Annotated in this window: 21 protein-coding genes; 15 read left to right on the top strand and 6 right to left on the bottom strand. The window is 72.8% G+C overall.

The features are described 5' to 3' along the window. Positions 1 to 70: 70 nt before the first annotated feature. Both RNL97_RS14545 and RNL97_RS14540 read left to right on the top strand, forming a co-directional pair. The gene (locus RNL97_RS14545; RefSeq protein WP_030581856.1) at positions 71 to 1,348 is read left to right on the top strand and encodes an ABC transporter substrate-binding protein; all 1,278 of its coding nucleotides are present in this window, start codon (positions 71 to 73) and stop codon (positions 1,346 to 1,348) included. Positions 1,349 to 1,404: 56 nt separating this feature from the next. Then, entirely contained in the window at positions 1,405 to 1,686 is a 282-nt protein-coding gene (locus RNL97_RS14540; protein WP_030581854.1) for a DUF3263 domain-containing protein, read from the top strand. Positions 1,687 to 1,726: 40 nt separating this feature from the next. On the opposite strand, the gene RNL97_RS14535 is transcribed toward RNL97_RS14540, so the two are convergent. Continuing rightward, entirely contained in the window at positions 1,727 to 2,419 is a 693-nt protein-coding gene (locus RNL97_RS14535) for a phosphotransferase (RefSeq protein ID WP_030581852.1), read from the bottom strand. A 198-nt stretch (positions 2,420 to 2,617) separates the two neighbouring features. On the opposite strand from RNL97_RS14535, the gene RNL97_RS14530 reads away from it, so the two are divergent. The 5 genes from RNL97_RS14530 (at position 2,618) to RNL97_RS14510 (ending at position 6,642) form a co-directional block, all read left to right on the top strand. Further along, complete coding sequence (locus RNL97_RS14530) at positions 2,618 to 3,985, top strand: alpha-lytic protease prodomain-containing protein (protein WP_030581849.1); 1,368 nt, start codon at positions 2,618 to 2,620, stop codon at positions 3,983 to 3,985. Between the two features lie 115 nt (positions 3,986 to 4,100). Continuing rightward, positions 4,101 to 4,961, top strand: a complete 861-nt coding sequence (locus tag RNL97_RS14525) for a dioxygenase family protein (protein WP_030581846.1) — start codon at positions 4,101 to 4,103, stop codon at positions 4,959 to 4,961. 180 nt (positions 4,962 to 5,141) lie between these two features. Beyond that, a complete protein-coding gene (locus RNL97_RS14520) occupies positions 5,142 to 5,651 on the top strand; it encodes a SigE family RNA polymerase sigma factor (RefSeq protein WP_030581843.1) in 510 nt (169 codons plus the stop codon). A 227-nt stretch (positions 5,652 to 5,878) separates the two neighbouring features. Then, positions 5,879 to 6,232 carry a hypothetical protein gene (locus RNL97_RS14515; RefSeq protein ID WP_243314293.1) on the top strand — a complete coding sequence of 118 codons (354 nt, stop codon included), beginning with the start codon at positions 5,879 to 5,881 and terminating at the stop codon, positions 6,230 to 6,232. Beyond that, on the top strand, positions 6,232 to 6,642 hold the full coding sequence (locus RNL97_RS14510; RefSeq protein WP_234313387.1) for a hypothetical protein: 411 nt from the start codon (positions 6,232 to 6,234) through the stop codon (positions 6,640 to 6,642). The genes RNL97_RS14515 and RNL97_RS14510 overlap by 1 nt, the downstream gene beginning before the upstream one ends. Positions 6,643 to 6,686: 44 nt before the next feature. Here the strand turns inward: RNL97_RS14510 and RNL97_RS14505 are convergent, their stop codons facing one another. After that, positions 6,687 to 8,381, bottom strand: coding sequence for a bifunctional 3'-5' exonuclease/DNA polymerase (locus RNL97_RS14505; RefSeq protein ID WP_313750771.1), 1,695 nt, complete (start codon positions 8,379 to 8,381; stop codon positions 6,687 to 6,689). Positions 8,382 to 8,443: 62 nt separating this feature from the next. Between RNL97_RS14505 and RNL97_RS14500 the strand changes: the two genes are divergently transcribed. Both RNL97_RS14500 and RNL97_RS14495 read left to right on the top strand, forming a co-directional pair. Next, entirely contained in the window at positions 8,444 to 9,637 is a 1,194-nt protein-coding gene (locus tag RNL97_RS14500) for a DUF2786 domain-containing protein (RefSeq protein WP_030581838.1), read from the top strand. Between the two features lie 38 nt (positions 9,638 to 9,675). Then, a complete protein-coding gene (locus RNL97_RS14495; protein WP_030581835.1) occupies positions 9,676 to 11,802 on the top strand; it encodes an FUSC family protein in 2,127 nt (708 codons plus the stop codon). Between the two features lie 27 nt (positions 11,803 to 11,829). Here the strand turns inward: RNL97_RS14495 and RNL97_RS14490 are convergent, their stop codons facing one another. After that, complete coding sequence (locus RNL97_RS14490) at positions 11,830 to 12,339, bottom strand: hypothetical protein (protein WP_030581832.1); 510 nt, start codon at positions 12,337 to 12,339, stop codon at positions 11,830 to 11,832. 220 nt (positions 12,340 to 12,559) lie between these two features. Between RNL97_RS14490 and RNL97_RS14485 the strand changes: the two genes are divergently transcribed. Further along, positions 12,560 to 12,802, top strand: coding sequence for a DUF397 domain-containing protein (locus RNL97_RS14485; RefSeq protein ID WP_010063707.1), 243 nt, complete (start codon positions 12,560 to 12,562; stop codon positions 12,800 to 12,802). A gap of 46 nt (positions 12,803 to 12,848) precedes the next feature. Here the strand turns inward: RNL97_RS14485 and RNL97_RS14480 are convergent, their stop codons facing one another. Continuing rightward, the gene (locus RNL97_RS14480) at positions 12,849 to 13,346 is read right to left on the bottom strand and encodes an ATP-binding protein (RefSeq protein ID WP_006125557.1); all 498 of its coding nucleotides are present in this window, start codon (positions 13,344 to 13,346) and stop codon (positions 12,849 to 12,851) included. A 357-nt stretch (positions 13,347 to 13,703) separates the two neighbouring features. Between RNL97_RS14480 and RNL97_RS14475 the strand changes: the two genes are divergently transcribed. The 5 genes from RNL97_RS14475 (at position 13,704) to RNL97_RS14455 (ending at position 18,958) form a co-directional block, all read left to right on the top strand. Then, complete coding sequence (locus RNL97_RS14475; protein WP_313750770.1) at positions 13,704 to 14,567, top strand: helix-turn-helix domain-containing protein; 864 nt, start codon at positions 13,704 to 13,706, stop codon at positions 14,565 to 14,567. 57 nt (positions 14,568 to 14,624) lie between these two features. Continuing rightward, positions 14,625 to 16,082: an aldehyde dehydrogenase family protein gene (locus tag RNL97_RS14470; RefSeq protein ID WP_030581822.1), complete on the top strand. Its 1,458-nt coding sequence runs from the start codon at positions 14,625 to 14,627 to the stop codon at positions 16,080 to 16,082. Positions 16,083 to 16,432: 350 nt separating this feature from the next. Continuing rightward, on the top strand, positions 16,433 to 17,074 hold the full coding sequence (locus RNL97_RS14465; RefSeq protein WP_030581820.1) for a PadR family transcriptional regulator: 642 nt from the start codon (positions 16,433 to 16,435) through the stop codon (positions 17,072 to 17,074). Positions 17,075 to 17,168: 94 nt separating this feature from the next. Then, positions 17,169 to 18,134, top strand: a complete 966-nt coding sequence (locus RNL97_RS14460) for an ATP-binding cassette domain-containing protein (protein WP_313750769.1) — start codon at positions 17,169 to 17,171, stop codon at positions 18,132 to 18,134. Beyond that, positions 18,131 to 18,958, top strand: coding sequence for an ABC transporter permease (locus RNL97_RS14455; protein WP_030581814.1), 828 nt, complete (start codon positions 18,131 to 18,133; stop codon positions 18,956 to 18,958). The genes RNL97_RS14460 and RNL97_RS14455 overlap by 4 nt, the downstream gene beginning before the upstream one ends. A 15-nt stretch (positions 18,959 to 18,973) precedes the next feature. Here RNL97_RS14455 and RNL97_RS14450 read toward each other — a convergent pair whose 3' ends face one another. Continuing rightward, complete coding sequence (locus RNL97_RS14450) at positions 18,974 to 20,401, bottom strand: glutamate decarboxylase (protein WP_030581811.1); 1,428 nt, start codon at positions 20,399 to 20,401, stop codon at positions 18,974 to 18,976. 55 nt (positions 20,402 to 20,456) lie between these two features. Beyond that, complete coding sequence (gene wrbA / locus RNL97_RS14445; RefSeq protein ID WP_030581808.1) at positions 20,457 to 21,080, bottom strand: NAD(P)H:quinone oxidoreductase; 624 nt, start codon at positions 21,078 to 21,080, stop codon at positions 20,457 to 20,459. Positions 21,081 to 21,149 lie beyond the last annotated feature (69 nt).

The following is a 21,149-nucleotide window of genomic DNA, read 5'->3' as shown; positions in this document are numbered from 1 at the left end:
CACTGCCGCGGCCGAACGAGGCCTGCGGCCTGTGCCGCGCGCACCGCCCGTGGCAAGGCGATCGACGAGGATGGGCGAGGCTGTGCAGCGGCGCTTTTTGGGTCTGACCGCGGCGGTGGCCGCGCTGGGAATGACGGCAACGTTGTCGGCCTGCGGGGGTGACGCCGCTTCGGGCGACGTCACGCTGAAGCTGGTCGCCGCGGACTACGGCACCGGTCCGGAGAACAGCTCCGAGAAGTACTGGAGCGGGGTCGCCTCGGGCTTCGAGAAGGAGCACCCCGGCATCAAGGTCGAGGTCACCGTCCTGTCCTGGAAGGACGTCGACCGCGAGGTCGCGGCGATGGTCAAGGCCGGCGACGCTCCGGACATCGCCCAGATCGGCGCCTACGCGGACTACGCCAAGGCGGGCAAGCTCTACAGCGCCGACGAGATGCTGGCGATCCGCACCGCGGCCAACTTCCTGCCCTCGCTCACCGACGCGGGCAAGGTCGACGGCACGCTGTACGGCCTGCCCTTCGTCGCCAGCACCCGGCTGCTCTTCTACAACCAGAAGCTCTTCGAGCAGGCCGGCCTGGACGCCCCCGAGACCTGGGACGACATCAGCGGCAGCGCCGCGGCCCTCAAGGCGAAGGGCGTCGACTACCCCTTCGCCCTGCCGCTCGGCCAGGAGGAGGCCCAGGCCGAGACCCTGATGTGGCTGCTCAGCGGCAACGGCGGCTACACGGACGACGTCGGCTCGTACGACATCGACTCGGCCGAGAACGTCGCCACGTTCCGCTGGCTGCGGGACAACCTCGTCGGCAAGGGCCTCACCGGCCCGGTCGCGCCGGGCAAGCTGGACCGGGCCAAGGCCTTCGAGGCGTTCACCGCCGGCAAGGTCGGCATGCTCAACGGCCACCCCACCCTGATGGACGAGGCCGAGGCCAAGGGCGTCAAGGTCGGCATGGTGCCGCTGCCCGGCGCCGACGGCCCGACCAAGGGCTCCATGGGTGTCGCCGACTGGATGATGGGCTTCAAGGAGAACGGCCACCGCAAGGAGATCGGCACGTTCCTGGACTACGCCTACTCCGACGAGAACGTGCTGGAGTTCGCCGAGGAGTACGACCTCCTCCCGGTGACCGGCAGCGCCTCCGCCGCGATGGAGACCGACAAGAAGCACAACAAGCTGCACGAGTTCCTGGCCGCACTGCCCAACTCGACCCTGCCCCCGTTCGGCAAGACCTCCTGGGCCACGGTCAGCGACGCGATCAAGAAGAAGATCGGCAGCGCGGTCGCGCCGGGCAGCAACCCCGAGAGCATCCTCGGGGAGATAGCCGCCGAGGCGGCGCAGGCGGAAGCCGCCGAGTAGCCCGGGCGGTGCCGGGCCGCGCGTGGGTGTCGGGGGCGGGTATTAGGTTGGTTGATATGACCGCCCCCGACCGCGAACACCACGAAGCCCCGGCCGCGCCCGCGCCCGGTGCGGACGAGCTGTCCGTACGGGACCGGGCCCTGCTCGCCCTGGAGCGGCGGCCCTGGCCGGGGCCCGGGGCGAAGGAGCGGGCGATCCGCGAGGAGCTCGGGATCTCGCCGGTCCGCTACTACCAGCTGCTGAACGCGCTGATCGAGGACGAGCGGGCGCTGCGGGAGGATCCGGTCACGGTGAACCGGCTGCGGCGGGTGCGGGACGCGCGGCGCGGGCGCCGCTGAGCGCTTCCTGCCGGGGGCTCCGCTCCCGCGCTCCCGCTCCTCAGCCGCCGGAGGGGCTGGACTGGTCCAGCACCAGGTCCACCGCCTCGTCCAGGCGGCCCCGTTCGGCCTCCGTCAGATACGGGTTCTGCCGCTGGCGGGTCCGGGCCAGTGCCAGATCGGCGGCCGACGCGCCCCCGTCGTCGGCGAGTTCGGCGAGGAGCGCCGCCAGCAGCGGCCGTACGTCGGCCCCGGCCGGGAACGCCGGGTCCAGTGCGATCCGGGCCAGGGCGAGCGCCGACATCGCCCGGTCGAGTCCGGGCGGGCCCTCCGCCGCACTGGACCAGCCGATCACCACCGCGCCCTGAGCCGTCAGCATGACGTTCTCCGGATGCAGGTCCAGATGGAGCACGCAGTCCTCCGGGTTCGTCGAGACCCGGGGCGGTATCGCGTGCAACTCCCGCAGCAGACGGGCGAGCAGGGCCCCCGCCTCCGCCGCCTCCAGCCGCCCCGCCAGCAGGGCCTCGGCCAGGGTCGGGCCGGTCAGCCGCTGGAGCACCAGGTCCGTGGGGCGGGCCCCCCGGGCGGGCGGACCGATGCGCGGCACCGGGAAGCCGAAGGCGCTGACGTAACTCATCACGGCCAGCTCCTCCGTGGTGTCGGAGCGGTCCCGGTAGCGGCGAAGGACCCAGGAGCCGTCGAGTGCGTACACGTCGGCGGTGCGTCCCGAGCCCAGAAGTTGCCCTGTGTGCATGAGGGCGAACCTACCCGGGCGCTCCGCCGAAGGGGAGACGGCTTCCGGCTCCCGAGGGCGTCCGGCCCCCATAACGCGGAGGGAGGGGGGTGAACGGGATCTCCTGTGCCGGGTGTCACCGCCGCTACGGTTTCGGCAATTCCCTGGTCCGGACCAACCCCCGCCGGATCGGGACACCCCTGAACCAAGGAGAGTCACGTGGAGAGAACCACGCTCCGCAGACGCGCCCTCGCCGTCGGCACCGCCACGGTGGCCGTGGGTGCGCTCGCCCTCGCCGGGCTGACCGGCGTGGCGTCCGCCGACCCGGCGGACAGCACCGCACCGCCGGTCTCCGCCGACAGCCTGTCGCCCGGACTGCTGGCCGCCATGGAACGCGACCTCGGCCTGGACGCGGACGACGCCCGGAGCCGGATGGCGAACGAGTACCGCGCCGCGGCCGTGGCCGCCGGTCTGGAGAAGTCCCTCGGCGCCGACTTCGCCGGAGCCCGGGTCGGCGGCGCGCGGGCGACCCTGACCGTCTCCACCACCGACGCCTCCCAGACCGCCCGGATCACCGGGGCCGGGGCGCGGGCCGAGGTCGTCGCCCACAGCCTGGACCGGCTCGAAGGCGTCAAGGAGAGCCTCGACCGGGCAGCCCGGCGCGAGGCCCCGAAGGACGTGCCCGTCTGGTACGTCGACGTCGAGGCCAACCGGGTCGTCGTGAACGCCGCGAACACCGCCGCCGGAACGGCGTTCCGCAAGGCGGCCGGGGTCGACAGCTCCCTCGTCACCGTCGCCCGCTCCGCCGAGAAGCCCCGCACCTTCGCCGACCTCCGGGGCGGCGACGCGTACTACATGAACGGCTCCGGCCGCTGTTCCATCGGCTTCTCCGTCAAGCGCGGCACACAGGACGGCTTCGCCACGGCGGGCCACTGCGGCCGGGTCGGCACGACCACCAACGGCTTCAACCAGCAGGCCCAGGGCACCTTCCAGGGCTCCACCTTCCCCGGCCGCGACTACGCCTGGGTCGCCACCAACGCCAACTGGACCCCGCGTCCGACGGTCAACGGCTACGGGCGGGGCGACGTCACCGTGGCCGGATCCACCGCCTCCGTCGTCGGCGCCTCGGTCTGCCGCTCCGGCTCCACCACCGGCTGGCACTGCGGCACCATCCAGCAGCTCAACACCAGCGTCACCTACCCGGAAGGCACCATCTCCGGCGTGACCCGCACCAGCGTCTGCGCGGAGCCCGGCGACTCCGGCGGCTCGTACATCTCCGGCAACCAGGCGCAGGGCGTCACCTCCGGCGGCTCGGGCACCTGCTCGTCGGGAGGTACGACGTACTTCCAGCCGCTCAACCCGCTGCTCCAGGCGTACGGGCTGACCCTGGTCACCAGCGGGACGCCCACTGACCCGCCGACCACGCCGCCGACCGACCCGCCGGGCGGCACCTGGGCGGCCGGCACCGCGTACGCCGCCGGAGCCACGGTGACGTACGACGGAGCGGCCTACCGCTGCCTCCAGGCGCACACGGCGCAGCCCGGCTGGACCCCTGCTGCCGTCCCCGCCCTCTGGCAGCGGATCTGACCGTCCCGGACCCGGGACGGCACCCCCGCAACAGCACCTCCTGAACCTCCCCGCCTCCCGCCTCCCCGCGTCGAGGCCCCCCGAGGACTCCGAGGAAACCGTTATGACCCCACCCATGGACAACGCAACCCCGCACGACCCGGGCGCCTCCGACGAGGCGTCGGGCGACCGGCGGCGGATCAGCCGCAAAGGCCTCCTGAAGGCCGCGCTCGTCGCGAGCGCCGCGCCCCTGCTCGCCGGAGGGGGCGTCGCGCTCGCCCGCGACGCCGCCTCCACCGGAAGCGGTCCCCTGGCCCCCACCCCGGAGTGCGACGACGGCGACGACACGACGCCGCCGCAGATGGAGGGGCCGTACTTCAAGCCCAACTCGCCGCGCCGCACCAGCCTGGTGACCCCCGGCACCCCCGGCGTACCGCTCACCGTGAGCGGCTACGTCTTCGGGCGGGCCTGCCGGCCCGTCTCCGGGGCCCTGCTCGACTTCTGGCAGGCGGACACGAACGGGGCCTACGACATGGCTCAGTTCGCCTTCCGGGGACACCAGTTCACCGGTGCGGACGGCTCGTTCAGCCTCACCACGATCGTGCCGGGCCTCTACCCGGGCCGTACGCGCCACATCCACGTGAAGGCGCAGGCGCCCGGCGGCCGCATCCTCACCACCCAGCTGTACTTCCCGAACGAGCCGCGCAACAACACCGACGCCCTGTTCGACCCCGAGCTGCTGATGAACGTCCGCAACGTCGGCAACGGGCGCCAGGGGTCCTTCGACTTCGTCCTGGACGTGGCCCAGACGCCCGTTCCGACCGATCCGCCCACCGACCCACCCACCGAGCCGGGGACCAGCTGGGCCTCCGGCACCTCCTACCGCGCGGGCGACCGCGTGACCTACGGCGGGGTCGCCTACCGCTGTCTGCAGGCGCACCAGGCCATCTCCGGCTGGGAGCCGCCGAACGTCCCCGCGTTGTGGGAACGCGGGTAGAGAGCAGAAACAGCGAGCGCGCACCACCGCCCGCGCCCCGTTCACGCCGTCCGGCGCGTGAACGGGGCGCTTCTCCGTGTGCGGCCGGGAGAAGTTCTCGCGGACCGTCCGAAACATTTGCCCGGCCCCGTCGCGTCGTGGAGGAGGAAGGGCGGAACGGGTGGGTGGACGGGGGAGAGCATGAAGGCTGCGCGTACCGACGGGTTCAGGGTGTTCGCGGCCGGCCGGGCCGGCCATCTGTTCCGCTCGGCCTGCCTGTTGACCAGCGGTGATGTGCATCTCGCCGAGGATCCGGCGCAGGAGACGCTGAGCCGGATGTACGTGGCGTGGGGCCGCGCCCGCCGGATCGACGACCCGGCCGCGTACGCACAGACCGTGCTGGTGAGGACGTTCCTGACCCATCGGCGGCGCCGCTCCGCGAGCGAACGCCCGCTGGCCGAACTGCCCGAGGGCGCCTCGGCCGACCCCGACGATCCGGCGCTGCGGATGACGCTGCTGCGCGCCCTGTCCCAACTGGCGCCCAAGGACCGCGCGGTCGTGGTCCTGCGGTACTGGGAAGACCGCAGCATCGAGGAGACCGCCGCCGCCCTCCAGGTCAGCCCGGCCGCCGTACGGACCCGCTGCGTGCGGGCGCTCGGACGGCTGCGGGAACAGCTGGGCGGCAGCATCGCGGAGTTCGCCGCCCGCTGACGTACGGGCACTCCCCGCCCCCCGGCCCACCGCGCCCGCGGGCCGTCGAAACTGTCGAGCAATCCGATACGAGAAGTGGTGGTTCCCCATGCCCAGCGAAGACGAGCTGCCGTTCGAGGACAGCCTCGGTACGGAACTGCGCCGTGCCGGAGAGACCTTCGAGCTGTCCGGCCGTGCCGCCCTGGTGGACGGCGCGCTGGAACAGGGGCGGCGCACCGTGCGCCGCCGTGGCCGGAAGTGTGCTGACCCTGGCCCTCGTCGGCGGCGGAGTCACCTTCGCCACAGGCCAGTCGGGCACCTCCGGCGGCGGGGTGAACGTCGCGAGCAGCGGACCGGTCGGCCAGACTCCGACGCTCGCACCGGCGACCGGCACGCTCCCGACGGCGACCGCCACGCCCACGCCGGCGGCCCCGGACGGGGACGCCGCGACGGTGACCCCCTCGCCGTCGGACGCGCCGACGGCCGGCGCCACCGACACCCCCACGGCGGGTGCGGGCACCGGTGAGCCCTTGCCGCCCCGGCCTCGCGCGGAACGCACGACGCCGGGGAGCCGGCGCCGCCGCTCGATTACGCGGCTCTGATGGACACCTTCCGCGGGTTGCTGCCCGAGGGGCTGACCGTGACGGACGTGACGGGCAGCGGGGGCGAGTTCGCCTCGGTCGTCGTGAACGACGGCAAGGGCCGCTCCCTCGTGCAGGTCAATGTGCAGCAGGACATGCGGGACGTCGCCGACCAGCTGTACCGCGACGCGACCACCCTGCCCGACGGCACCCTGCTCGCCACCTCGAAGAAGCCCGGGGAGGAGGGCGGCTCGGGGGTCGTCATGTGGACGGCCGACAGCATGCGCCCGGACGGTATGCGGGTCGTCGTCTCGGCCTTCAACTCCGGCGAGCAGTCGAGCGCCGCCACCCGCACGGCGCCCGCGCTCACCCTGGACCAGCTCACCGCCCTGGTCGTCAGCCCGGAGTGGCCCAAGCTCCAGCAGCGGTAGGCCGCAGGCCACAGGCGCGGGGCCGAGACGCCGCGCCCCGGGTGTCACTTCGCGTCCGCGTACCGCTCCACCACCGCCGTCGTGAAGGGGAACCGCACCGGAGTCTCACCGAAGGCGGTCCGCCCGGCCAGCTCGCCCGCCGCGCGGATCGCCTCGGCGACGGCGGCGCTCTCCTCGGCCGGGCAGTGCACGATCACCTCATCGTGCTGGAAGAACACCAGCTGCGCCCGCAGCCCCTGCTCGAAGAGCGTCCGGCGCAGCCCGGCCAGGAGCAGCAGCGCCCAGTCGGCCGCGCTGCCCTGCACCACGAAGTTGCGCGTGAAGCGGCCCCTGGCCCGGGCCGTGCCGCCGCCGGACGCGGCCCCGGCGCCCCGGCCGTCCTCCGGGTCCTCCTGGGGGATGCCCGCCTCCTCGTCCTGGCCCGCCAGCGCGACCGGCGGGCTGGTGCGGCCCAGCCAGGTCCGCACCACGCGCCCCTCCTCGCCCGCCCGTGCCGCGTCGTCGACATGGGCGACGGCCAGCGGGAAGCGGCGGCGCAGCGCGGCCAGGTTCTTCAGGCCGTCCCCTGAGGTCTGGCCGTAGACCGCTCCGAGCAGCGCCAGCTTGGCGTGCTCGCGGTCGCCGGAGAACGCCCGGTCGGACAGGGCCTTGTAGAGGTCGCCGTCATGACCGGCCACCTCCATGAGACCCCGGTCGCGGGAGATCGCCGCCAGCACCCGGGGCTCCATCTGGTCGGCGTCCGCGACGACGAGCCGCCACCCCGGATCGGCGACGACGGCCTGCCGGATCACCTTGGGGATCTGGAGGGCCCCGCCGCCGTTGGTCGTCCAGCGGCCGCTGACCGTGCCGCCCGGCTGGTACTCCGGGCGGAAGCGGCCCTCGCGCACCCAGTCCTGGAGCCAGGACCAGCCGTGCGCGGTCCAGATCCGGTACAGCTTCTTGTACGCGATCAGCGGTGCGACCGCCGGGTGGTCCAGCCCCTCCAGCTCCCACCGCCGGGTCGACTTCACCGGGATGCCCGCCTGCGCGAACGCCTTCACCACATCGGCGGGCAGATCCGGGCGCACTCGTCTGCCGAACGCCGCCGACACCTCGTCCGCCAGCTCGGCGAGTCTGCGGGGCTCGCCGCCGCCCGCGTACCGCTCGCCCAGCAGCCCGTCCAGCACCGCCCGGTGGACGTCGGCACGCCAGGGCAGCCCGGCCCGGTGCATCTCGGCGGCCACGAGCATCCCCGCCGACTCCGACGCGGTGAGCAGCCGCATCCGGTCCGGGTGCTCCGCCGCGTCATGGCGGCGCAGCTGGTCCGCGTAGACCCGCAGGAGCCCCTCGAACGGCACACCGGTCCCGGGCGACGGCTCGAAGAGGGAGGACTGCGCGCCCGGTTCGGCGGACCGGGCCGGCGGATCGGGCGGCACCGGCGCATGGTCCAGCCGGGCCAGCGCGGCGGCGGCCGACCGGGGCTCGCCGAGCCGCCCGGCGTGGCCGAGCAGCAGCAGCTCGGCGCACTCGATGTCGTAGCACCGCTCGACCCGGACCCCGGCGGCGAGCAGCCGGGGGTAGATCGCGGCGGTCGACCGCCACACCCAGCGCACCACGTCGGGGCGGGAGCGGACCGCCTCCACGAGATCGGGCTCGGCGACGACGGGGCCGGCGGGGCCGGCGGGCGTGCCGTCCCGGGCGAGCGGCGCGAGCAACGCCCCGTCCCCGTCCGCGGCCGCCACCGCCCACCGTTCGGTCATGGGTGCGAGTCTGGCACCCGCCACTGACAACGCCCGGCAGCCGCGCGCCTACCCTTGGCCGGATGGAATCCGTGATCGACCGGGCGTGCGCGGCGGCCCTCTACGCGGAGGGCGACGCAGCCCTGGACACCGGCGCTTCCCTGCTCGCCGCCGCCCCGGACGCCGACGACGCGGCGCACCGGCGCGGTGAGGAGTTCGTGGGCCGGGCGTGGGAGCGGGGCTGGCACCCCGCCGACCTGGTCCGGTTCGTCCGCCGGGAGCTGGACGAGCGGCGGGCGGCGCTGGCCGGGACCCTGATCACCGCCGAGACCGCCCGGTACCCGGAGCTGCCGCCCCGGTGGCGGCAGCAGCTCGCCGAGCTTCCGCCACCCGTACCGCGCAACCGACCCGACCGGTTCGCTTACGCCGCCGATCTGCTGGAGCTCTACCGGGTGCTGCTGCGGCTGCCCGCCATCGAGCCCGTGGGGCCGCCGCCCGGCGCCGCCGCCGACCGGCTGCACCGGCCGCCCGCCGCCGACGAGCCCCGCATGCTCACCCGCATCCGGGCGCTGCTGGCGAAGGCGGAGGCGACCGGCTTCCCGGAGGAGGCCGAGGCACTGACCACCAAGGCGCAGGAGCTGATGGCCCGGCACACCATCGACGAGGCCCTCCTCGCCGTCCGGACGCGGAGCCGCGAGACGCCGGGAGCCTGCCGGATCGGGGTGGAACCCCCGTACGAGAGCGCCAAGGCGGTCCTGCTGGACGCCGTCGCCTCCACGAACCGCTGTCGGGCCGTGTGGAACGAGGACCTGGGCTTCTCCACGGTCGTCGGCTTCGAACCGGATCTGGAGGCGGTCGAGCTGCTGTTCACCTCGCTGCTCGTCCAGGGGGCGACGGCGATGACCCGGGCGGAGGCCGGACAGCGCGCCGGGGGCCGTAAGCGGACCAAGACCTTCCGGCAGGCGTTCTGGATGGGGTACGCCCAGCGCCTCGGCCGACGGCTGGCCGAGGAAGCCGAGCGGATCACGGTGGAAGCGCACACCGGTACGGGCGGGGACGGCGGTACCGGTGGCGGGCTGCTTCCCGTCCTCGCCGCCCGGGACGTCGCGGTCGCCGACACCGCCGAGCGGATGTTCCCGAGGACGACGACCACCCGGCTCCGCGGGGTCTCGGACCTGGCGGGCTGGACGCACGGCACCGAGGCCGCCGACCGGGCCCGGACGGGAGGCGCGCGGGGCGGCACATCCCACCGACCCGACGGAGAAATCACGGCGTAAGTCGGGCTTGTCCGGGACTGCACCGTTAGGCTCGGCCCATGAGCTGGCTCCGGGCGCTGAAGGAGACCGCCCGCTCGGGGCTGGAGATCGAGCGGCAGAAGCTGGAACCCCTCATCGCCTTCCGCGGTGCGGCCGGACTCGCCCTCGTCGTCGGCGCCGGCCTCGTGCTGTTCGGTCCGGAGATCGCGGCGAGCTCCGCGTTCGGCGCGTTCCAGGCGGCCATCGCCACCTTCCAGCGCAGTTGGCGGCCGCGCCCCGTCCTGGCCCTCGTCTCCGGGGCGAGCCTCGCCGTCTCGACGTTCGTCGGGTACGTCAGCGGCGCGCACGCCGTGCTCTTCCTCTGCCTGCTCGGCCTCTGGACCTTCCTCGCCGGGCTCGCCTGGGCGGCGGGCCCCACGGCCGGCATCATCGCCGCGTCCAACGTCGCGATCATGCTGGTGACGATCACCCTGCCCACCTCGGTCGTGGACGCCGCCGCCCACGCGGCGATGATCGCCGTCGGCGGCCTCGTGCAGGCCGCGCTCATCGTCCTCTTCCCCGTCCGCAGATGGGGCGCCCAGCGCGACGCGCTCGCCGACGCCCTGGCCGCCGAGGCCGACTACGCCCGCCGGCTGCGCCACGACCCGGTCGCCCCCTTCGACCCGCTGCCCCTGATGACCGCCCGCAGCGCCGCCGCCGTCACCCGGCGCGAGGCCCGCCGCCGCCCCGCCGAGCTGCACGGGGCCCGGGGGGTGGCCGAGCGGCTGCGCCCGGTACTGGCCTCGCTGGCGGACCCGGCGATGGGGGTGCCCGGCGACGGCCTGGAGCGGCTCTGGGTGAACGAGCTGCTGGGCGCGGCCGGATCGGTCCTGGACGCCGCGGCGCGGGCCGTCCGGCACGGCGAGCCCGTCCACCTCTCCGCCACCGACCTGGGCGTCCTGAAGACCCCCGACAACGACGTGATCCTCGTCGGCCCCGCCCGTCGCGCCGCCGACCGGCTCGCGGCCCTGCTCGACGACGTCCTGGAGATCGCGGAGGGCACCGGGACCGACAGCGGGATCCCCACCGACCTCGCCCCGGACACCCGGCACCGGCCCTCGCTGCTGAGGCTGGTCCCGGTGGTGCTGACCGCGATGCGCCGCGAGATGCACCCCGGCTCGCCGATCCTGCGCCACGCGATCCGGGTCGCGGTGGTCGCCGTCTCCGGCTACTTCGTGGGCGAGGCCGTCCCGCTCGGCCACGGCTACTGGGCGCCGATGACCGCCGTCATGGTGATGCGGCCCGAGTTCTCCCAGACGTACGCCCGCTCCGCCGGACGCTTCGGCGGCACCCTGGTCGGGGTCGGGCTCGCCACCGCGATCGTGCAGACCGCCCACCCCGACGCCCGGCTCTCCGCGCTCCTCGCGGTGATCTGCGCCGGGCTGATGTACCTGCTGATGGGCACCGGCTACGCGGTCGGCCAGGTCTGCGTCGCGGCGTACGTCGTCTTCCTGCTCGGCATGGCCGGCGACGACTGGTCCCAGACCGTCACCGAACGCATCGTGCTGACCCTCGTCGGCGGACTCCTCGCGATGATCGCGTACGCCCTCTACCCGGCCTGGGAGACCCCGAGGCTGCGCAACCGGCTGGCCGAGTGGCTGGTGGCGGACGGGCGGTACGCGGCCGCGGTCGTCGACCGGTACGCCGACCCCGCCTCCCGGGACGACGAGGAGGTCCGGGAAGCGCTGATCGCCACCCGGGAGGCCCGTGTCGCGTGGCAGGAGGCGCTGGCTACCGCCCAGCACGAACCCGTACGCCACCGGGGCATCTCCCGGGCCGCCGCCACCGACGCCCAGCACGCGCTGGCCCAGCTGGGCCGGTCCGCGATGGTCCTGGAAGCCCATCTGCCGGCCCGGTCGGCCGACCCGGTGCCCGGCGCGGCCCAGTTGGCCGAGGCGTTGCGCCGGGCCACCGAGAAGGGCGCCAGGGCGGTACGGGAGCGACGGCTGCCCGACTGGCAGCCGGTGGTGGACGCGGTGGCCCACTGGGACATGCCCACCCCGACGGACGACGGCACGACACCGGTCGGCGACCCGGTCGTGCGCCGGGGCGCGGCGCTGCTCCTGGACGCGCTGGAGGAGTTCACCCGCGCCCTGGACGAGCGCGGCGGCTCCACTCGCGTCAGCAGCGTCCTCGCCGAGAGCTGAGCGCCCCCGGCGGGTCGGGCGGCGGCCTTACGGAGCGGGGACCTCGGGCAGGTCCCCCAGGTCGGGCAGCGAGGGCATGCCGCTCGGCAGCTTGCCCGCCTCCGCCTTGGCGAGGGTGTCCTTGGCGCCGCCGTCCCACGAGACGACCAGCTTCGAGCCGTCGACGGAGTCGATCGCGCCCATCGTGCGCTCGGTGCCGCCGTCGGTGCACTTCAGCGCGAGCATCGGCTCGCCGCCCATGTCCTTCACGTCGCCCTGGCACACGGACTGGTCGGCGACGAGGGCGACCTTGCTGGAGGCGATGGACACAGTGACGTTCTTGCCGTCCGTCAGCCCCACCCAGGTGCCCTCCAGCGCGGCGGTGTCGACGGCGCTCCCGCCGGACTCCCCGGAGTCCTCGCCGGTGCCGGGCGTCGCGCTCGCCGGCGCGTCCGCGTCGGACTCCTTCTTCGGGCCGTCGCTGCCGCAGGCGGTCAGCGCGAACGATGCGGCCAGAGCGGCCACCGCGATGGCGCCGGTGCGTAGAAACCTGGTCACGTGGAGTTCCCCCTTGCTGTTTTCCGGTCGAAAGACCGCGCCACGTTACCAAGGTCCACACGGATCAACTCCGGTAAGAGGGAGCGAAATAGGCGCGCCGTTCGTCTTGTAATCAAAGGAACACCCGCCGTGCACGTGCATCTGCTCATGCATTGGCATATGAACAGAGCTATGATCCGAGCTAGTTGACACTTGCACCTTGCAACTCGGGGAGCGTCCTGTGCACCACGTGTACAACGGCATGGCGGCCACAGAGCTTCGCGGAGTCGTCTGGCAGAAGAGCAGGCACAGCAACTCCCAGGGATCCTGCGTGGAGTTCGCGCGGCTGCCAGGAGGGGATGTGGCGATGCGGAACTCCCGTCACCCCGACGGGCCCGCCCTCGTCTATACGCCCGCGGAGATCGAGGCGTTGCTGCTGGGCGTCAAGGACGGCGAGTTCGACCACCTCGCGGCAGGCGCCTGACGCCGGGTCCGGCCCGTGAGGGGGCCGGACCGGGCTTCCGTGACGCCTACTCCGTCTTCTCCGGCAGCCGGAAAAGGGCCCAGACGACCTTGCCGTACAGCGGTCCCGAAGGCAGTTCTCCGAGCGGTACGGGAGAGGGGTGCCAGCCCCAGCTGTCGCTGACGCATTCCACCAGGAACAGTCCGCGGCCCGATTCGGCGGAATCCGCCGCCTCGCCCGCCACCGGGCTCTCCCGGCTGGGGTCGCGCACCGCGCACACCAGCCGCGAGGTCCACCGCATCAGATGCAGGCGCACCGGCGGGTCCTGGAACTCCCGGGGCGGGTCGCCGGGCAGCGCGTGGCGAAGGGCGTTGGTGACGAGTTCGGACACCACCAGGGCGACATCGTCGAACCGGTCGCCCAGCTCCCACCGCTCCAGTGTGGTCCGGGTGAACTTCCGTGCCCCGCCGACCGCTTCGTAACGCGCGGGCAGAGCGCACGAGGCCGATCCGGCAACCCCTGAGGGGTCGGTGGGGGGAAGCCCCTGCCGTAACGGCTCGAGCATCGTCGATCCATTCGTCCCCATACGAGGCACTCCCGGGATTCGCGGCTGTAGCGGCACTGCCTGTAGCGGTACTGCGGGGGGTACAGCGGCACAACACGAGCACGCAGGTGCGCGGGGACCATGGTTCCGAATGCGCACAGCAGATGCAAGGGCAGATGCACGTGCACGCGCCGGACCTGCCCGATACCGTGGTGGTTACAGGGCATTTCTTCCCGGGGTCAGTTTCGGAGCTTTCCGGACGTCTTCTCATTTCCGTAATCGAATGAGTACGGGCTGAAGCGTTTTGGTGGCAGAATCCGGCAGTCGGGGTTCCGGGGGGCTCCGGTGTCAGCGTGAGCGATGGGGAGGGTCGGGCCAGTGTCGGCAGGCGAGTCGAGTGGATCGGTGGTGCGGCGCATCCTCCTGGGCTCTCAGCTCAGGAGACTGCGGGAGTCGCGCGGTATCACCCGTGAGGCGGCCGGCTACTCGATCCGGGCCTCCGAATCGAAGATCAGCCGCATGGAGTTGGGACGGGTGAGCTTCAAGGCCAGGGACGTCGAGGACCTGCTCACGCTCTACGGAGTGGCCGACGAGGCGGAGCGCGACTCCCTTCTCGGCCTGGCCCGTGAGGCCAATGTGGCGGGCTGGTGGCACAGTTACGGCGATGTGCTGCCCGGCTGGTTCCAGACGTACATCGGCCTGGAGGGCGCCGCCTCCCTCATCCGTATCTACGAAGTCCAGTTCGTCCACGGGCTGTTGCAGACCGAGGCGTATGCCCACGCCGTCGTCTCGCGCGGGATGCGCGGAGCCTCGCCCGCCGAGATCGACCGCCGCGTCGCCCTGCGCCTGGAGCGCCAGAAGGCCCTCGTCTCGGAGCGCGCCCCCGCGTTCCACGCCGTGCTCGACGAGGCGGCGCTGCGTCGTCCGTACGGTGAACGTGAGGTCATGCGCGCCCAATTGCGGCATCTGATCGATATGTCGGAGCAGCCGAACATCACGCTCCAGGTCATGCCCTTCAGCCACGGCGGCCATGCGGGCGAGAGCGGCTCATTCACGATGCTGCGTTTTCCGGAATCCGATCTGTCGGACATTGTCTATTTGGAGCAGCTGACGAGCGCGCTCTATCTGGACAAGCCCGAAGAAGTCGCGCAGTACGAAAAGGCGATGGCGGGCCTCGCCCAGGAGAGCCCGGCTCCGGAAGAGAGCCGGGATCTTCTGCGCGGTCTACTCCAACTGACGTAATTTCTCGTTACGATGACGTCGCATCAGGAGTCTGCGAAGCCTGCAGTAAGGGATTGCATGTCCTTCTTCCATGAACTGGCCCACCAGTACATCGACGGCGAGTGGCTGACCGGCAGCGGCTCGTGGGACATCATCGATTTCAATCCCTACAACGGTGAGAAACTCGCCGCCGTCACCGTGGCCACCGCGCTGGAGGTCGACCGGGCCTACCGGGCCGCCGAGCGGGCGCAGCGGGAATGGGCCGGGGTCAACCCGTACGAGCGGCGTGCCGTCCTCGAACGCGCGCTCCGCATCACCGGCGAGCGCGCCGAGGAGATCGCCGAGGCGATCATCGACGAACTGGGCGGCACCCGGCCGCGCGCGCGGTACGAGGTCGACAGCGCCACCGAGTTCCTGCGCGAGGCGATCCGCCAGGCGCTGCGGCCCACCGGGCGGCTGCTGCCCGCCGTGGGGGACGGCCGGGAGAACCGGCTCTACCGGCTGCCCGTCGGCGTCGTGGGGGTCATCAGCGCATTCAACTTCCCTTTTCTGGTGACGATGAAGTCGGTCGCGCCCGCCCTGGCACTCGGCAACGCGGTCGTCGTGAAACCCCACCAGAACGCCCCGGTCGTCGGTGGCGGACTGATAGCGAAGATATTCGAGGACGCGGGGCTTCCGGCCGGGCTGCTCAATGTGGTGATCACCGACAGCGCCGAGATCGGCGACGCGTTCGTCGAGCACCCCGTGCCCAAGGTGATCTCGTTCACCGGCTCCGACCGGGTCGGCCGGCACATCGCCGCCACGGCGGCCGGCGCCTTCAAGCGGACCATCCTCGAACTGAGCGGGAACAGCGCCCTGGTGGTGCTGGAGGACGCCGACATCGACTACGCGGTCCGGTCCGCCGTCTTCAGCCGCTTCCTGCACCAGGGGCAGGTCAGCATGGCGGCCAACCGGATCCTGGTGGACCGGTCGGTGGCCGAGGAGTTCACCGAGCGGTTCACCGCCGAGGTGGCCGCGCTCAGGGCCGGCGACCCGAGGGACCCGGAGACCCGGATCGGGCCCGTCATCAACGCCTTCCAGGCCGACGCGCTGGACGCCCTGGTGGACCGGGCGGTCGCGGACGGCGCGACGGCCCTCGTCCGGGGCCGGACCGTCGGCAACGTCGTCGGACCGACCGTCCTCACCGGCCTCGCGGAGGACTCCCCGCTGCTTCAGCAGGAGATCCTCGGCCCCGTGGCTCTGCTGATGACGTTCGACGGCGAGGAGGAGGCCGTACGGATCGTCAACGAGGGCCCGTACGGTCTCAGCGGCGCGGTGCACACCCGGGACGCGGAGCGCGGCGTGCAGTTCGCCCAGCGCATCGTCAGCGGGATGTTCCACGTCAACGACTCCACCGTGCAGGACGATCCGCTGGTCGCCTTCGGCGGCGAGAAGACGTCCGGGGTGGGGCGGCTGAACGGCGAAGCCGTGGTGGAGGCGTTCACCACGCAGCGGTGGATGTCGATCCAGCACGGCCGCTCGGTCTTCCCCTACTGACGAGCCGGTTGCGCCCCGGGGCCCGGCCCCGTCACGACCGGCGCGCCGGACCCCGGAACGTGGTGCGGCAGGCGGCCGGTGAGACGCCCGGCGCCGCAGGGAAGCGCCGCCGCGGATCGGCCGCCGTACCGGGCCCGGGGCGGGCCGCCACCTGCCCCACGGGTGCCTCGGCGTTCCTCGGGGCCACCGCCCGGGACGCGTAATGCCGTCGCGGCGTGGTGCGGGCGGCGCCGGCGGCCGGATGCGTGGTCGCGGCCCTGTCGGCCCTCCGTCCGGGTGCGGGGCACACCTGCGGCCCGGACGCAAGCGGGCGGGGCTACCCTAGTCAAAGTTGAATACGAAGGAGTGCCATGTCCGCGATCCGGCTGCTGGTCCTCGGCGCGGTGCGCATGCACGGCCGCGCGCACGGCTACCAGGTCCGCAACGACCTGGAGTACTGGGGCGCGCACGAGTGGTCCAACGCCAAGCCCGGGTCGATCTACCACGCCCTGAAGCAGATGGCGAAGCAGGGACTGCTCCTCGCGCACGAGACGGCCCCCTCCACGGCAGGCGGCCCGCCGCGCACCGAGTACGAGGTCACGGAGGAGGGGCTTGAGGAGTACCGCACCCTGCTGCGGGACGCCATCCGCTCCTACGACCGGAACATGGACGTGCTCTCGGCGGCGGTCGGCTTCATCGTCGACCTGCCCCGCGAGGAGGCGGTCGCGCTGCTCAAGGAGCGGATCGAGGGCATCCGGGAGTGGCGCAGGGCGGTCACGGAGTACTACACCCCCGAGGAAGGTCCCGAATCCCTCGGCCACATCGGCGAGATCATGAACCTGTGGGTGCACTCGGCGGACAGCGGCGCGGAGTGGACCCGGGGCCTGGTCGCCCGTATCGAGGGCGGCGCGTACACCTTCGCGGGCGAGGGCGACCCGTTCGTCGGGGTGCTCGCCGACGGTGAGGAGAATCCCTACGCCACCGGTGTGCCCGACCCCGGTGACAACGACTGATCAAGTTTGACGAATGCTGGATCGGGGTTTACCTTCGAGCTGCTAGTCAAGTTTGACTACAGGTGTGGTGAGGCGTGGAAGGGCGGCGGGGAACGTGACGGAAGCGATCATCATGGACAAAGTGCACAAGCGGTACGGGGAGAAACGCGCCCTGGACGGACTGGACCTGGTCGTCGGCCGCGGCACCGTCCACGGGGTGCTCGGCCCGAACGGGGCGGGCAAGACCACCGCCGTACGGATCGTGTCGACGCTGCTGCGCCACGACGCGGGCCGGGTCACCGTGGCCGGCCTCGACGTCCGCGAGCGGGCGGGCGAGGTGCGGCGCAGGATCGGCCTGCTCGGGCAGCACGCGGCGGTGGACGAACAGCTCGGCGGACGGCAGAACCTGGAGATGTTCGGGCGGCTGTACCACCTGGGCGCACGCCGGGCCGGCAGCCGGGCGGACGAGCTGCTGGAGCGGTTCGGCCTCGCGGACACCGGCCGCAAGGCGGTCAAGCAGTACAGCGGCGGCATGCGCAGGCGGCTCGACCTGGCCGCGTCGCTGATCACCGATCCGGACGTGCTGTTCCTGGACGAGCCGACGACCGGCCTCGACCCGCGCGGCCGCACCGAGGTGTGGGACGCGGTGCGGTCCCTGGTCGGCGGCGGCACCACGGTGCTGCTGACCACTCAGTATCTGGAGGAGGCGGACCAGCTGGCCGACCGGATCTCCCTCATCGACCACGGCCGGGCGGTCGCCGAGGGGACCCCCGACGAGCTGAAGGCCCGCGTCGGCGGCGACCGGATCCACGTCGTGCTGCGCGACGCGTCCCGGCTGGCTCAGGCGGCCGCGCTGCTCGGCGGGGAGGACCTGACGCTCGACCCTGACCGGCGGCGGATCGGCGCGCCGGCGCCGGACCGGATGGCGGCCCTGACCCGGACGGTGCGGGTGCTGGACGAGGCGGGCATCGAGGCGGAGGACATCGCGGTGCGCCGTCCGACCCTGGACGAGGTGTTCCTCTCCCTGACCGGGCGGCCCGGCGAGGAGCGGCGTACGGAGAAGGCGGAGGTGGCGGCATGAGCGCGGCGACGACGACGGCCCCCGGACCGGGCGGGGCGGCCTCCCGGCTGGGCTGGGCGCTGGCCGACTCCTGGACGATGACCCGCCGCGAACTGGCGCACTGGGCCAGGCAGCCGGTGGGGGCCCTCGTCAACCTGGTGTTCCCGGTGATGCTGCTGCTGATGTTCACCTATCTGGTGGGCGGCGGCCGGGGCGTGCCGGGCGACCCCACCGAGTACCTGGTCCCCGGGATGCTCGCGCTGACCATGGCCTTCGGACTGGAGGCCACGATGCTCGCGGTCACCCAGGACCTCGGCAAAGGCGTCATCGACCGCTTCCGCTCGATGCCGATGGTCACCGGGGCGGTGCTGGTGGGCCGCAGCGCCGCGGACATGCTCCAGTCGGTTCTCTCGCTCGCCGTGATGACCGGGGTCGGCTACGCGGTCGGCTGGCGCTGGCACAACGGGGCGGCGGCCGCGCTGGGGGCGGTGGGGCTGCTGCTCCTGCTGCGGTTCGCGATGCTGTGGGTCGGCATCCACCTCGCCATGGTGGCGGGCAGGCCGGAGATGGTCACGGCGGTCCAGATCCTGGTCTGGCCGGTCGGCTTCCTCTCCAACGTCTTCGCCACCCCCGCGTCGATGCCCGGCTGGCTGGGCGCGGTGGTCGAGTGGAACCCCATGTCCGCGACCGCCACCGCCGTACGGGACCTGTTCGGCAACCCCGGTGGCGCCACCGGCTCCTGGGCCGCCGAGCACGCCGGGCTCCTCGCGGTGCTCTGGCCGGTGGCCATCATCGCGGTGTTCTTCCCGCTGGCCGTAGGCAGGTTCGCGCGGCTCAGCCGGTAGCGGCGGGCCGCCGCCTCAGTGGTGGAAGGCCGTCGGCGCCGGCCGGTCATGGCTCACCGGGTGCTTCTGCGCCCGCAGTTCGGGCAGGAACAGCTTCAGGTCCTCGACCAGCAGCTCGGCCAGGTCGGAGGAGAAGCCGTTGCGGCACACCACCCGCAGCACCGACAGGTCCTGCCGGTTGGCGGGGAAGGTGTACGCGGGCACCAGCCAGCCGCGCTCCCGCAGCCGGCGCGACACGTCGAACACGTCGTACGCGTGGACCTCGGCGGTCGTCGTGAACGCGAACACCGGCAACTCGTCCCCTCGGGTGAGGAGCCGGAAGTCGCCGAGGTCCTCCACCGCGCGGGCGAGCCCGCGCGCCACGTCCCGGGAGGCCTGCTGGACCGCCCGGTAACCGTCGCGCCCGAGGCGCAGGAACGTGTAGTACTGCGCGACCACCTGCGCCCCGGGCCGGGAGAAGTTCAGCGCGAACGTCGGCATGTCGCCGCCCAGGTAGTTGACCCGGAAGACCAGCTCCTCCGGCAGCTCGTCCGCCGTACGCCACAGCGCCCAGCCGACCCCCGGGTAGACCAGGCCGTACTTGTGGCCCGAGGTGTTGACCGACGCGACCCTCGGCAGCCGGAAGTCCCACACCAGGTCCGGGTCGAGGAAGGGCGCCACCATCGCGCCGGACGCCCCGTCCACATGGACCGGGACATCGAGCCCGGTGCGCTCCTGGAGGGCGTCCAGGGCCGCGCAGAGGTCGGCGATCGGCTCGTAGGACCCGTCGAAGGTGGAGCCGAGGATGCCGACGACCCCGATGGTGTTCTCGTCGCAGAGCTCGGCGGCGGCCTGCGGGTCGATATGGAAGCGACCGCCCTCCATCGGGACCTGCCGGGCCTCCACCTCCCAGAAGTTGCAGAACTTCTCCCAGCAGACCTGCACGTTGACGCCCATCACCAGATTGGGCCGTGCCGTCGCCGGATAGCGGTCCGCGTTCCGCTTGGCCCAGCGCCGCTTCAGGGCGAGCCCCGCGAGCATGCACGCTTCGCTCGACCCGGTGGTCGAACACCCCACGGCCGCCGCCGGATCGGGCGCGTTCCACAGGTCGGCGAGCATCGCCACACAGCGCTTCTCCAGCTCGGCGGTGCGCGGGTACTCGTCCTTGTCGATCATGTTCTTGTCCCGGCACTCGCCCATCAGGAGGCCGGCCTGCGGCTCCATCCAGGTGGTGACGAACGTGGCGAGGTTGAGCCGGGAGTTGCCGTCGAGCATCAGCTCGTCGTGGACCAGCCGGTACGCCGTGAGCGGCGGCAGCGGCCCGTCGGGCAGCCGGTGCCGGGGCGGCGCGGTGTTCATCGCGGCTGTCGGGTCCGCCTCGCCGAAGAACGGGTTCAGGGCGAGCCTGCGCCGCTCGTCGGAGGGCTCGGCCTGGTCCGGGTGGGCACCGCGGTGGAGCGGCATGGTGGGGGAGCCCTTCTCTCGGCAGACGGGGTCGGTGCGCGGTCCGGGTGCGGGGTCAGTTCCCGGCGGCCAGGCCCGCCTTGATGGCCCGGGTGAACTTCACGACCCGCTCGGCCTGCACGCGGGCGGCGGTGAGCGTCTGCTCGCCGACCGGGATGTCGCCCTGCCCGGCGATGTGCGAGGTGCCGTACGGGTTGCCGTCGACGAACTTCGTGGGGTCGGTGTACCCGGGGGTGACGAGGATGCCGCCGAAGTGGTGGATCGTGTTGTACAGCGCGAGCAGCGTGGACTCCTGGCCGCCGTGGGCGGTGGCCGTGGAGGTGAAGCCGCTGTAGACCTTGTCGGCGAGCTGCCCCGACTGCCACAGCCCGCCGAGCGTGTCGATGAACTGCTTCAGCTGGGCGGTGATGTTCCCGTACCGGGTCGGCGAACCGAAGATCACCGCGTCCGCCCAGATCATGTCGTCCGGCGAGACCTCGGGGATGTCCGCGGTGGCCCTCGCGTTCTCCGCCCACGCCGGGTTGGAGTCGATGGCCGCCTGCGGGGCGAGTTCCGCCGCCCGGCGCAGCCGCACCCGCGCCCCGGCCCGCTCGGCGTCCTCGGCCATCGCCTTCGCGATCGTGGCGACGGTGCCGGTGGACGAGTAGTAGACGACGGCGACGTTGACGGGCGTGGGCATGCGGGGAACCTCCGTCGAAGCGGAACCGGTACAGATCGGTGCAAAAGCGCACCAACCAGACGATACGGA

This window comes from Streptomyces parvus (assembly GCF_032121415.1).
Classification (GTDB): Bacteria; Actinomycetota; Actinomycetes; order Streptomycetales; family Streptomycetaceae; genus Streptomyces; species Streptomyces globisporus_A.
Note: the sequence above shows the minus strand (reverse complement) of the source record. Positions and strands in the feature narration are given on the sequence as shown.